Here is an 11,979-nt window from a genome sequence, read left to right as displayed (position 1 = left end):
ATCCGGATATGAAACAGATTTGCAGAGGTATTTCCTTGTAAAAGGATTGGCTTAACAATTTCTTCTAAAGTGGAATCTGGGACAGGATCGCGGGGGGTATCTCCCACTCGGCTTCACTGAGATCCACGTGCTTCCTCAACGGAAAAGCATCAAAAAGAGCAGTGGAATCATAGCTAAGCGGTTCCCAATTTTCGTCCAGAAAGCGAATCACATTCTCCCAATCCGTGTGGTCATCGAGCGGCTGGAGATAGCTTAAAACGGTCTCGCGGCCGGCGCCGCTGTAAAAGTCCTTCATCCGGTGATCGATCGGCTGGCTGCCATCGATCGCGAGCGATCCGGACTCGCCGCCATAGGTCGCAAACCAAGCACACGGTATACCGTAGGTCTCGGCAATCACGATACCATGCAAACTTGTCGACAGGATCCGCCGACAGGCAAGAATTTCCTCCGTCTTCGATCGGAGCCCGTCAATAGTCGCTGGTGTGTACGTGTTGATGATATGCACGCGCTCCGCCAGGTGCGGCGGAATTTGGTACCGCGCAATCGCCGCTTTTACCAGCGCGTTGGCATTTGGTGATTCAAGTTCGGATATGTGGACGATTACGCCGAGATCCCATTTCTTCACGTTTGGATCCGGAAAGATTTTGGGCAGGAACCAGACAGGATCACCGTAGGCTTCTGGTACGACAATACCCTTTGCGCGGAGCGCTGCGGCGGTTCTGCGGCCGCGCACCGCGTGGACGACAAGTTCGGTGTCATCTGGAATCTGGTAACCGACAAGGCCGCCCGTGCGATCGCGCTGCATGTCAAATCCGGTACCCCAGAGATGCACCTTGCCGAAATGCAGGGCATGTCCGATCGTACCGACAGCAGCCAGGCGCTCCTTCTTGGCACTGAAAGGTGCTCTGAGAATTGGCAGCCGAGACATGGCTGCAACGACGACTGCACTCAAGGCATCGCCGAGATTTGCGTCGTAATGCGTGTCCGTTGTCCAGACCCAGGTGAACCTGAGCGAGCGCGGACGGCCGAGCCTTGGCCGTGTCACAGCTCCGCTGGCGGGATTTTTTTCACGGCTGAGAAACCGCTTTGCGGCACTGAGTGGCATGGAGCTCTCGCTTACCGAAAGTGGGAAATGACGCGTTTAAAAAGCGAGGAACCGACGTTCGTCGATGGCTCCGGCTTTGGCGGGATCATCCGGCTCAATGAGGGATGATCGAACGCACTTCCTGTCGGCCCTTTACTCAGAGGCGCGACCTGAAGCGGAAACGCTTCAATGAGTGCATCTTCATCAAGCGTCTTCGGGAACCAGACGCTGTCGATCGCGCGGATCAACTCACCCCAGTCCGTAGGCTTGGAACGGGGCTGATACCAGACATCCAAAGCCGTTTGACCGAGCCCCCTGTAGAGATCGTTGAAACGCAGATCGATCACATCCGGCTCAGAAAAATCGATTTTTCCAAGCCCAGCACGGGACGCCCGCGGGGAGAAATACAGACAGGGAATACCGTAAGATTCGGCGAAAACCATGCCGTGCAAGCTGGTCGAGACAATCCGCTTGCAGGACAGAATATCGTCGAGGCGCTCGCGAAGCGCGGCTGTGGTGGGAGCGGTTACGGTATTGATCAGCTTGACGGATGTCTCGTCCGCCCCGGACAACCGATAGCGAAGATACTCGCTCTTCGGCGTAGCGACGTAGTTGCGGTCAGCGAGTTCTGAAAGGTGCAGGATGACACCCAGTTCAAAGCGCTTTTCCTTCGGCGCCGCGTGAAAGCGCGGCAGCAGCCACAGCGGATCTCCGTAGATAGCCGGGCCGGCCTGATCGAGTCCGAAGACCTCGCGCGTGAAGGGTCCCCGCGTCGCATAGGTCGTTATGGTCGTATCCTGCGGGCGAGAATAGGGAACCTTTTCCTTCGGTGCGTCGTGTGGGTTAAGATGGGGAGATGTACCAGTACCCCAGAAGGAGACATCGCCTCCCCTGAACATGTGACCTATCGTTCCGACGGCTGCCAGGCGCGTCTCACGGGATTTTGCAGCGACGTGTTTTACAGGCAGCCCCGATATAAACGATACGATGACCGGCGACAGGGCGTCACCGAGATTGAAATAAGACTGTTTGGCCGATTGCCCCACCCAAGACAGAGGAATGGTGCCGGTCGAGGCCACAACCTCCTTCAAACTGTTTGACATCTCGTCCCATTCTCGTGTTGGAAATATACGTCTAGGTCTTGCGCCAGAGTGGCGCAATCGGTCTTATCACTAGGCCTTAAAGCAAAACGCCACCGTTTTTCAATCGCCCCGCTGCCGTGACGTGCATAAACATTGCGGCACCAATCTGACAAGAGTATCAGAAGAGCCAGATGTTCAAGCTGCAGATGCCACCAGTTCCGATCGAAACCAGCCAGGTACTGTTCGATCTCTCACGGTTGTTGCGCAGCCGGAACAGGGCGTTTGCAACCGGAGTCGATCGCATCGATCTGGAGATCGCGCTTGATCTTGCAGCTCGGTTTAAAACGTCATGTTATTTTCTCTATGCCGGAGCAGCTGGTGTAACTATCTTGCGCCACGAGACTGGCATCTCCTTGCTTCGCGCCCTCGATGCGCGGTGGAACGGTAAGCAAAGCCCTAACGAACGCGCTCGAAGTACCCAGTCGTACACAGCCGAGATTGCATATGGGTCGGTCACGAGACGTGACCGGAGAACGGTTGTCACCTCCGACACGACCTATGTCGTTGCATCGCATTCGGGACTTGGAAAAATTAAGGGGGGGATCGGTCGACTCGATCCCCGGAAGGCGATGAAGAGGGTCATCTACATTCATGACATCATCCCTTTGGAGATGCCGGAGTATCAGCGTCCGGAAACTCGCCCGGCTTTCGAAAATTATCTGGGCGAGTTAATGGATGCGCCGGTGACCATAGCATCGAACTCGCACGACACCGATACGCGCTTTCGCCAACTGGCCGGGACAAAGGGGTGGACGGTCGAGAGGTTTATCGTCCTTAAACCGGCGCTGGTCCCAACCACCGCTGCGCGGCTTCCGATCCGCACCGAAATCGAGACCTTTATCTCTCGCCAACGTTCATTTTTTACCGTCATCGGTACGATTGAACCGCGAAAAAACCATCTTTTGCTTCTGAACCTATGGCGGCAGATGCTGGAGCAGCAAGAAGACGCGCCGCATCTCTGCATCATCGGTAAAAGAGGCTGGGAGAACGAGAACGTCTTGGATATGCTGGACAGGTGCGTGGCGATCAAAGGTAGCGTCACCGAATTCGGCGACCTTTCGGATGGAGAAGTGCAAGCCGTGATGAAAGCATCGACTGCGCTGCTGTTTCCGTCCTTTGTCGAAGGTCTTGGCATCCCACTTCTGGAAGCTGCAGCCCTTGATCTGCCCTGCATCGTTTCCGATATTCCCGTTTTCCGCGAGATCGCTCCGACAGGTACGGTGTTTCTTGATCCGCTCGATGGTCCAGGTTGGAAGCGCGAAATCATTTCGCGGTCGCTCCCTCCTGCCCACGACATAACGAGACAGGTCGGATAGATGTCAGTCGTTTTTGAAAACGTCTACAAAACATTGAAGCAGAAAAACAAGAAAACGAAAGTTTTCGAAGCTGCCGATGTGACGTTCAGCCCCGACAGGATCACCGGCATCCTGTCGCCCAGCGGCGCCGGCAAAACCACGGCGACCGATCTCACCACCGGTAAACTGCGGCCAGATTTCGGGCGCGTCAAACGCAGTTCGTTGGTTTCCTTTCCCGTCGGTGGTGGCGGTGTGTTCAACAATCTTCTCACGGGCCGCGAAAACCTTGCGTTCCTCTGCCGGGTCTTCGGGTTCGACCCGCGCCCGATCATCCAGTTCGTTGTCGATTTCGCCGATCTTGGTAAGACGATTGACAAGTCGTTCAAGCTCTACAGCAGGGACGAGCGTACCAAGTTCATCTTTGCCTCCAGTTACGCCATCCCCTTCGACACCTATGTGGTGGACGACTCGCTGATTGGTGGGCGCGGACCGTTTCGCGATCAGTGCACGAGCCTTGTCAGAGAAAGAATGGAGACGTCCGGCTTCATCATCTACACCTCCTCTCCGACGGTCATTCGCAAATATTGCAACGAGTTTTACGTCATAGACAGAATGAGTATCCAGCAGACAGATACTGCCGATGAAGCGATCGCTCTACTCGGTGAAGCGACGTTGCGCGATGGAGACGGGACTAGCGAAGACGCCACTGGAGGTGAAATCCAGTTGGTCAATCCAGGGTAGCCTTGAGGAGATCAGTGATGCGCCGGGCTCAGCGGTTGCAAATTTTGGCTCGATCCCGCAATTAAGGTCGACGACAACAACTCGGGCTACAAACGTCTCCGATACGTGCAAAACAGCGAAAGTCCAGCAAGAGATATCATGACCAACAGACGCATTATGATTGACGGCTACAACCTTGCTCTGGAAAGAGGCACGGGTGTTGCCACGTATTCGCGCAATCTTAGCCTGGAACTGTCGAAGCTCGGACACAAGATTGATCTGCTCTACGGCCTGCGGACGTCAACCGGTACGAACCCTCTGCTTAACGAAGTAAACTTCTTCGATCCGGTGACGAAATCGCCGAAGACCATGGACGTGGCAAAAACGCTCCTTCGATCACCGATGGGATTGAAGGCTCGCGAAGTACCCATCACCGGCAAGGTCATTGCGAGGCACCCGACGAGGATATTGCCCCCGTACGACCGCATCTTCAACTACCAGCACCTCTTCACCGTCGCTCGTTGGCATTTCAAGGTCTACGGCAAGTTCATGGAGACCTCGTATGAGCGTCCCGCTGAAATTGCCCACTGGACTTACCCGCTTCCCATCCGCCTGAAGCACGCCCAGAACATCTACACTATCCACGATCTGGTCCCGCTGCGCCTTCCCTACACAACACTCGACAACAAGAAGGAATATTTCCGCGTTGCGCGCGATATCGCCCGTGACGCCGATCATATCGTGACGGTATCCGAAGCGTCCAAGCGCGATATTGTCGATCTTCTTGGCGTACCCGAGGAGAAGGTTACGAACACCTATCAATCGGTCAGCTTGCCGAGTGCAATTCTGGAACGGCCATTCGACGAAGTGGCGACAGAAGTCGAAGCGATTTTTGGTCTCGAACCCAAGAAATATTTCCTGTTCTTTGGCGCAATTGAACCGAAGAAGAATGTTGGCAGGATTATCGAAGCCTATCTCGCGAGTCAGTCAAGATATCCGCTGGTCGTGGTAGGGCAGTTGACGTGGAAGGATGCCAACGATCTGCGGCTCCTCGGCGTTTCCGGACAAAGCGGCGGTAAAAAAACCGTCGATCCGTCGATCAGCGCTGTTTCACGAGCCCAGCAGATTATCCGTCTAGAATATCTGCCGCTCAACATGCTCGCCTCGATCATAAGGTGCGCGCGCACCGTCGTGTTTCCTTCGCTTTACGAGGGTTTCGGCCTGCCTATCCTCGAGGCGATGCAGCTTGGCACAGGCGTGATTACAGGGACGGAAGGATCGAACCCGGAAGTATCGGGCGACAGCGCCTATCTCGTCGACCCATATGACGTCGGGGCGATCGCACGGGCGATCCGTGACATGCAGAACGATGACGACATGGTTGCGCATTACGAGGCAGCGGGGCGAGAACGCGCCAAGCTGTTTTCGCCAGAGCGCTACTCAGAACGACTAACTGAGCTTTACAAGAAGCTAAAATGAGCCGCATATTCAAAATAACCGAGGCTATAGGCCTAAGGAAAAGGGGATTGGACATCAGCGAAATTGCCTCAAATGCTGAGCCGCCCCGCAACGACGACCTGCTCGGACAGGCTCGCGATCTCGCAGCGCAGGCTCCCGATGCGCCGTCCTCTGCACTTCTGCTGGAACTTTGCGCGGCTATTGAAGCAGGTCCGCGCGACATTGCGGAGATTAGACGAGAGATTTTTCGAGATGCCGTGAAGGGCATCGCCAACGTCATTCGTAACGGACAGCTGCCCGCGGAACTACCTTTAGCTAAAATGGTACCCGGCGGATACGGTTCACCCGAATTGCTGGCTCAGGAGATCGAAAAAGCGAACGCGACCAAGCCGATCACTATTGGCGAATTACGAAGCATTCGCGGAAAGGTGAAGGCGGCTGAGGAAGCAAGCGAGGCCATCGACGATCTTGCCAAGCGCATCTACTATGCCAAGATCTTCGACACGAACCCCTCGACCGAAGATATCCTGCCGCCGGGCTCGCCGTCTCGGTCGCTAGACCTGATGTCCATGATCATTCAGAGAGTGCTCCCGAATGGCTGGTGGACATTGGGTAGCAACGGCGAAAACCTCAGTGACCCTTCGGTCGCGAAGGTCGGCACTTGGGCTGGTGACGAACCGAAGCCTGAGTCGGCTCCTACCCCTGCCCTGGCTTTGCTGAGTGCGTTTATCCTCACCCTCATCGAGACGGCAAAGAAAGACGCCTGATGTTGCAAGGCACCCGCCGCCGTAGCAGTGGGTGCGTTACGCGGTGCGATCACGCGCGCTTTTTCGCGGCTCGGTTGATCTCCTTGACGTCATGCTGGAAAATCAGGTTGTTTAAGACCGGATGTTCCCAAATGGTCGTTCCGGCCGCGGGTATGATCGGGTCATAGTCAACCGGGAAGGCGTCGATGAGCGCCTGTTCATCGAGGCGCCTCGGTTGCCATGCCTCGTCAATGGACTTCGTCAAGTCATGCCAGTCTGTCTGCTCGCCATGCGGCTGCGTATAAACCGGCAGACTGGAAAGACCCAGACCGCGGTAAAGATCGACAATGCGAAGGTCGAGGACCTCGTCCGAGTGCAGATCTCGCACACCCAGGCCGCTCTCTGCGCCGGTCGACGGGAAATGGAGGCAGGGTATGCCGTAGCTTTCCGCAAACACCATTCCATGAAGGCTTGTGGAGACAATGCGCTCACATGCTAGGATCTCGTCGATCTTGCCGCGTATGCCCTGGATGTCGATCGCGCTCACGGTGTTGATGATGCGGATGTCGTCCCGCATTTCTAGGGGGATCTTATAACGGAGAAGCTCAGCCCGCAAATGCGCCTCCGGATCGCGATCGGAGAGCTCCGAAAGGTGAACGATCACCCCAAGCTTCCACTTCTTCTCGACTGTCGGATTGTAGAAACGTGGTAGCAGCCATACAGGATCGCCGTAGACCCCGACGGTTCCCTCTCCGCGGCCAGTCAAAATATTTTCGGACACGGGGCCGCGCGTGGCAGTCACCGTAAAGCTGGAATCGGGCGTGATCTCAAACTCGAGGCGCTCCGCCGCGGGCGCAGAAGGATTTGTCCATCTCGAAGATCCCGTGCCCCAGAAAAACACCTCACCGCCCGAAAAGCCGTGGCCGATGGTCCCGACGCAACCCATCCGAAGCGCTTGGGTTTTCGTTGGAAGGCGCTGTACATCTTGACCGGACATGAGAGCGACCATGACGGGGCTCAGCGCGTCACCGATGTTGAGGTAGTCCATTGCCATTGTGGAACCGGCCCACGCAAGCGGCACATAGCCGCTCGTACGGGCAAACTGGGCAAGCGCATTTGTCTTCATAGATACCTACTAATTAGGAGATTGCATGCCCTTGGGTGCAATCGTTGTTACCAGCCAGAACCATCGCCAACGGCCTATGCTCTATGCCGGTCAGCCTGGACAGGCGTTGCCCTTACAATACTGTGACGTGGCTTGGAAAGCCTAGCAGCGCGGCGCTCCGTCTGCCTCAGCCGCCGTCGCTCTTCGCGCTCCCCGATCGTTGTTATCCATTTGTCCATTGACCTTGCAAGAGCGGCGTCCTCTTTTGCCTGCTGCCGATGCGCGACCGCAAGCGTCCTGATGGCGAGCAAGATACCTGCGATCGTCAAAAGAACGACTGCGCCGATTGTAGATATAAAGATCATCGCGATACTCATGTCGAGCATATGTGTTGCCGCAGTCGGCTATGCAACATCGCGGCCGGTATCGACTCCGTGATCAGGCCGGCACGTTACGCTGCTCAACGCCAGTAGATGTCATTGGCAAGTCCGTTGATCGATTTGATATAGTCCATCTTTGGGGCAGCCGGCGATGCATTGGTGTAGTCCTCGCATAGCGTCATGTACCACACATGGCTTTCGCCAGAGCTCGGGTCGGTCACTAGACGGCTGTAGACGTTCGGTTCAGAAGAAACACCCGACACCTGTAAGTTGGCGTTATATCTAACAGCCGCCAATTCTGGCCTGCTGCATCGACCTGCCGAGACAAGCCTTTGTGCCAGGTCCGCAGCGGACTTCTGAGACCGCGGATGAACCCAGTCCTCACGAGCCCACTTTTCCCAGCGAGAGAGACCAAATTCCCTTGTCCAGTAAGTCTGCTCGACTTGCATTGCCTTCCCGGGTCCCTTGCCATCCTCGCCGCTACGCGAGTAGTGGCTTGAGACAATCGACAACAGACGACGGTCTGACTTGTAGGTGAAATCATCAACAGCCCAGGTGGTGAGGCCGCGATTGTAGCGCGTTGCGCAGGCTACCGGCAGTTCGGAAGGCTGACCGTTGTGAAGCTTGCTTGGAAACACGCCATATCCGCTTTCGCCTCTCGCCGGAACAGTTGCCGGTGCGATCACCCATCCTCGGAAAAAGCGGCGCGACGTACCGCCGCTATCGGCGCACTGGTCCGATTCAAATGTCGACAAGGCAACGGGGCTATAGCTTCCCATCAGGAAACCATACCCTTTGTCGTACCACTGGATGGAAAGTCCATTGTCTTCGGCCCCTTCGACATCGTCAACCGATTGGGGGCCAGCGCACCCTGCCTTGAAAGTAGAGCTCGTGATGCGCGTATTTGCCCCGATGGTGACGGGTATGTTTACCTTGGTGACGGCGCCGCCGGCGCACTTGGATCTTGGTCCAGAGAAGTTCTGCAGGATATAGGTAGGCTGTTCACCAGGCTTGATGTTGCGCCGACTGCTGCAGTCCGGCGAGCCAGGGATCTTACCCATCGCAACGGAGCCATCCGACTGCGTGCACACGTCCATTGTCATGAAGTCCGAGATGGGCCCTGAGCCTTCGGCCGCCTGAAGCGCCTGTGGCGACAATGAGACGAGTGCTGCGGCAACTCCGCCCAAAACGTTGGAACGGGAAAAGCAGGACCGACGCAAGGCGCCATGCGAGCGAGTATACATCATCAATCTTTCTGAGCTCCGGCGCGATTGCGGCACTGTCAGCATTCTCAATAACTAAGGCGACAATGCGGTAACGCGTCTGCTATTCTTCCGAAAGAAAAGCAGTCTCGTTCCACGAGTTTTGGATGGTTTCCCTCTCCACACTTTCCGTTCTGGTTGTCATCGGTGCAGTCGTCCTGTTTACGGTTGCCGGGATCGGCTTTCATCGGAAGGTGCAGGAACAGGAACGTCAGCGTGCCGAGTATCGTAGGCGCGCCGAGGTTAAACTGCGTGCTAACGCCCTAAAAGCGAAATGGCGGTCAATACTCAGACCCCTGGGGATGAAGGGTATTGCACTGGAACATTATCGGACCATGAAGTCGGTTGACCACCGGCGCCGGATCAATCTGCACGCCGATCTGGATAGTGGCCCAAGGCAGTAGAATTGATTTGCAAGCACGGTTTCACTTCAAGGAAACCCGGCAGTCTACAAGAGGGTGATAACCGAAACTGTATAGCCACGAGTTTCGTAGACACCCTCGGTTTAGGTTGTCTTCTGCTTCTCGGACTCGACGAGCGAAAGCATCCCGTTCCTGACGTGCTTGCGTTTGGGGTTGTAGAACATTCAAATGTAGTCGAACACGTCCTGACGGGCTTCGTCACGCGAGAGATAGATCCTGCGGCGTATGCGTTCACGCGCTAGAAGGTTGAGGAGCTTTCGGCGACCGCGGTGTCGTGGCAGTTTCCACGACGGCTCATTGTGAACCAGATTGTGGCGCTTCAAGAACGAGGCCCAGTCCATGCTGGTGAACTGCGACCCTTAATCCGAATAGACCAGAACCTAATCCTTTGGCTTGCTCGCGAAACCGCTAACAGCAAGGCTTGCAGCACGAAATCAGCGGACTGACGGCTTTGCATTGCCCAGCCAATCACCCGGCGGGAATTGAGATCGATGACGACAGCAAGGTCGGCTAAGCCCTCGCAGGTCTGGACATAGGTGATGTCCGTGACCAGGCTTTGTCCGCAGCCTCGACGTCGAACCGCCGGCCGAGCCTATTGTCGACCACGACTGAAGGGCGACCCCCGTATTTGCCGGGACGACTCGAGTAACCGTTCTCGGCCTTAATCCGGCAAGCGCCCCCGAGCGAAAGTTGACCTGCGTCAATTGAGGGGGAAACTACGGAGCGTCTGGGAGCAACCTCTTAAGGCTGCACTCATATCTTCTTCATCAACGCAAGAAGAGAGGGCATCATGAGTGTAGCCAAGCTCCAGTACGGGGACCGTTTCGGTGACGACGTAAAGAAAATCTCGCGCACGGCGTTGTCCGCCTCAAGTTCTAGCGATGCTGCGCTCCCATCAGCGAAATACACACGCTGGTTTCATGGCGAAGCGGGCGAGCCGGAACCGATGGCAACCTCAGCCAAAAAGTTTCGACGGCTCGCCGCAGACATGGTTCTTTCAGAAGTCATCGCTGTCACGAAGGAGAACCTGTCGATCCTCGGCGACGATGCCAATCACCTCTTCGCCTCTTCGCTTCCGACAGGGCACCGGATGCGCAAGGCAATTCGTGCGTCGATTCTGCAGTCTGTCCCGCATCTTGGAGCCTGCAAGTTCGGGGAAGTCGTAACCGAGCACGGCCCCAACGCCATCGCCGTCACGCAGATGTTCATCGCGAATTTCGACGGCGAGATCAACACGTCCGCAGGCGGCACAGATCTTTACAAGCCGCGAAGCCAGGACTTCGACCAGATGTTCTTCGGCCTCCACGTACTCCTCGACCGCAATGGCAATTTTCTAGGCTTCAATCACCGGCTCGGCGAAAATGGTCTGGCCTTCCAGACCAAGAATATCTCCACTGCCCTCTACAATGTCGCATCGACAAGTACCGGATTGTCGCTTGAGGCTCTCCGGGAAAGAGCTGCCATCAATCGGGTTGTAAACCGGTAACCGAGAGCGTTTCCCGGCGAGAGTAAATCATCCTGCCGGCGCAGGATTTCGGACAGGCAAGGCGAAGGGCATATCTGTGGGTACGTCAAAGCCGATCGGCTTTGATCCTGGCGAAAGGCTGCCCGGCCCATCGGGTTGGCTGGATCGGGAGGCCTGAGCGCCCGGCCGACTTGACCGTCGAATGTGTCTACGACGGGCGCCGACCGGGCAACCATCTGCAATTGTTCGAGGCAGCAGAATGCTTCAATCTTGCCAGGAAACGCTCTAGGGGTTCTCTCTTTCCCTATGACCAATCTGCGTGGCGACGAGCTTTGCCACCAAGTGCACGAGGTTCTTGGCTTCGAACCGACCCTTCAGCTTGTCGATGCGATGCTCGATCGTCCTTGGCGAGAGGTGAAGGTCTTCGGCGATTTCCTTGGTCGTCTGCCCCTCGATCAGCAGCTGGATGATGTTGTCATCCGTCATGTCGGTCTTTGCTTCTTTCGACGGCGGGATAAAGAACCGCCCTTCGACCAGACTGATACACCAGTTCGGCCTTCCCTCGCACTTTTGAGGAAGCAGCAGTCGCTCGTAGCCGATCCTGACCCCGAGAACCTTCGTTCTGACAAGCTCAAGCGTCGGGCGCCCGACCTGCAGACAGCGGGAATAGGTTGGGATGATGGCCTCATCGACGAAGCCTCGATCGAGATCCCGAAGGTTGGCATCGGGAAATTGCAGCCTCAATTGACCAAGCAAATGGCTCTTGAACCCGAAGTCCCTCACCCGCCGAAACCGCCAGTCATACGGGTCTTCGTCTCCCGTTGCGACAACGGACAGCGCCATCTTGATGGAGAGGCTGGAGACGAAGCTAGAATACACGCTTTCCGGGTCTGCCATCTC

At 56.2% G+C, this 11,979-nt stretch carries 11 protein-coding genes and 1 pseudogene; 6 read left to right on the top strand and 6 right to left on the bottom strand.

Features of this window, described 5'->3' with window-relative positions:
• Positions 1 to 64: 64 nt before the first annotated feature.
• Both ACQY1K_RS04145 and ACQY1K_RS04140 read right to left on the bottom strand, forming a co-directional pair.
• The gene (locus tag ACQY1K_RS04145) at positions 65 to 1,105 is read right to left on the bottom strand and encodes a polysaccharide pyruvyl transferase family protein (RefSeq protein WP_430258375.1); all 1,041 of its coding nucleotides are present in this window, start codon (positions 1,103 to 1,105) and stop codon (positions 65 to 67) included.
• 11 nt (positions 1,106 to 1,116) lie between these two features.
• Complete coding sequence (locus ACQY1K_RS04140) at positions 1,117 to 2,187, bottom strand: polysaccharide pyruvyl transferase family protein (RefSeq protein WP_325261549.1); 1,071 nt, start codon at positions 2,185 to 2,187, stop codon at positions 1,117 to 1,119.
• A 170-nt stretch (positions 2,188 to 2,357) separates the two neighbouring features.
• Between ACQY1K_RS04140 and ACQY1K_RS04135 the strand changes: the two genes are divergently transcribed.
• The 4 genes from ACQY1K_RS04135 to ACQY1K_RS04120 all read left to right on the top strand — a co-directional run bounded on the left by ACQY1K_RS04135 (position 2,358) and on the right by ACQY1K_RS04120 (position 6,466).
• Positions 2,358 to 3,542 carry a glycosyltransferase family 1 protein gene (locus tag ACQY1K_RS04135; protein WP_325261551.1) on the top strand — a complete coding sequence of 395 codons (1,185 nt, stop codon included), beginning with the start codon at positions 2,358 to 2,360 and terminating at the stop codon, positions 3,540 to 3,542.
• A complete protein-coding gene (locus ACQY1K_RS04130) occupies positions 3,543 to 4,262 on the top strand; it encodes a hypothetical protein (protein WP_062453573.1) in 720 nt (239 codons plus the stop codon).
• Positions 4,263 to 4,400: 138 nt separating this feature from the next.
• Entirely contained in the window at positions 4,401 to 5,720 is a 1,320-nt protein-coding gene (locus tag ACQY1K_RS04125; RefSeq protein ID WP_244476065.1) for a glycosyltransferase family 4 protein, read from the top strand.
• A 47-nt stretch (positions 5,721 to 5,767) separates the two neighbouring features.
• Positions 5,768 to 6,466: a hypothetical protein gene (locus ACQY1K_RS04120; protein WP_156466389.1), complete on the top strand. Its 699-nt coding sequence runs from the start codon at positions 5,768 to 5,770 to the stop codon at positions 6,464 to 6,466.
• A gap of 49 nt (positions 6,467 to 6,515) precedes the next feature.
• Here the strand turns inward: ACQY1K_RS04120 and ACQY1K_RS04115 are convergent, their stop codons facing one another.
• Together ACQY1K_RS04115 and ACQY1K_RS04110 are read right to left on the bottom strand one after the other, a co-directional pair.
• A complete protein-coding gene (locus ACQY1K_RS04115) occupies positions 6,516 to 7,571 on the bottom strand; it encodes a polysaccharide pyruvyl transferase family protein (RefSeq protein ID WP_246453998.1) in 1,056 nt (351 codons plus the stop codon).
• 439 nt (positions 7,572 to 8,010) lie between these two features.
• Positions 8,011 to 9,177, bottom strand: coding sequence for a hypothetical protein (locus tag ACQY1K_RS04110; protein WP_062453576.1), 1,167 nt, complete (start codon positions 9,175 to 9,177; stop codon positions 8,011 to 8,013).
• Positions 9,178 to 9,299: 122 nt separating this feature from the next.
• Between ACQY1K_RS04110 and ACQY1K_RS04105 the strand changes: the two genes are divergently transcribed.
• Complete coding sequence (locus ACQY1K_RS04105; protein WP_062453577.1) at positions 9,300 to 9,596, top strand: hypothetical protein; 297 nt, start codon at positions 9,300 to 9,302, stop codon at positions 9,594 to 9,596.
• Positions 9,597 to 9,697: 101 nt separating this feature from the next.
• Here the strand turns inward: ACQY1K_RS04105 and ACQY1K_RS04100 are convergent.
• Positions 9,698 to 10,280, bottom strand: a pseudogene (locus tag ACQY1K_RS04100) (IS3 family transposase); the annotation flags it as partial.
• A gap of 124 nt (positions 10,281 to 10,404) precedes the next feature.
• Here ACQY1K_RS04100 and ACQY1K_RS04095 point away from each other — a divergent pair.
• Complete coding sequence (locus ACQY1K_RS04095) at positions 10,405 to 11,100, top strand: DUF6656 family protein (RefSeq protein WP_113489988.1); 696 nt, start codon at positions 10,405 to 10,407, stop codon at positions 11,098 to 11,100.
• Positions 11,101 to 11,364: 264 nt separating this feature from the next.
• Here ACQY1K_RS04095 and ACQY1K_RS04090 read toward each other — a convergent pair whose 3' ends face one another.
• Entirely contained in the window at positions 11,365 to 11,976 is a 612-nt protein-coding gene (locus ACQY1K_RS04090; RefSeq protein WP_162759497.1) for a helix-turn-helix domain-containing protein, read from the bottom strand.
• Between the last annotated feature and the right edge of the window lie 3 nt (positions 11,977 to 11,979).

It is taken from the genome of Neorhizobium sp. IRS_2294, from assembly GCF_050500145.1.
Lineage (GTDB): Bacteria > Pseudomonadota > Alphaproteobacteria > Rhizobiales > Rhizobiaceae > Neorhizobium > Neorhizobium soli.
This window is presented reverse-complemented; position numbering and strand designations above follow the sequence as displayed.

Bases quoted from the DNA above. Each gene is read 5' to 3' on its own strand.
- ACQY1K_RS04135 (WP_325261551.1), top strand. From the start codon at position 2,358: ATGTTCAAGCTGCAGATGCCACCAGTTCCGATCGAAACCAGCCAGGTA.
- ACQY1K_RS04115 (WP_246453998.1), bottom strand. From the start codon at position 7,571: ATGAAGACAAATGCGCTTGCCCAGTTTGCCCGTACGAGCGGCTATGTG.
- ACQY1K_RS04130 (WP_062453573.1), top strand. From the start codon at position 3,543: ATGTCAGTCGTTTTTGAAAACGTCTACAAAACATTGAAGCAGAAAAAC.
- ACQY1K_RS04105 (WP_062453577.1), top strand. From the start codon at position 9,300: ATGGTTTCCCTCTCCACACTTTCCGTTCTGGTTGTCATCGGTGCAGTC.
- ACQY1K_RS04125 (WP_244476065.1), top strand. From the start codon at position 4,401: ATGACCAACAGACGCATTATGATTGACGGCTACAACCTTGCTCTGGAA.
- ACQY1K_RS04110 (WP_062453576.1), bottom strand. From the start codon at position 9,177: ATGATGTATACTCGCTCGCATGGCGCCTTGCGTCGGTCCTGCTTTTCC.
- ACQY1K_RS04090 (WP_162759497.1), bottom strand. From the start codon at position 11,976: ATGGCAGACCCGGAAAGCGTGTATTCTAGCTTCGTCTCCAGCCTCTCC.
- ACQY1K_RS04145 (WP_430258375.1), bottom strand. From the start codon at position 1,105: ATGCCACTCAGTGCCGCAAAGCGGTTTCTCAGCCGTGAAAAAAATCCC.
- ACQY1K_RS04095 (WP_113489988.1), top strand. From the start codon at position 10,405: ATGAGTGTAGCCAAGCTCCAGTACGGGGACCGTTTCGGTGACGACGTA.
- ACQY1K_RS04140 (WP_325261549.1), bottom strand. From the start codon at position 2,187: ATGTCAAACAGTTTGAAGGAGGTTGTGGCCTCGACCGGCACCATTCCT.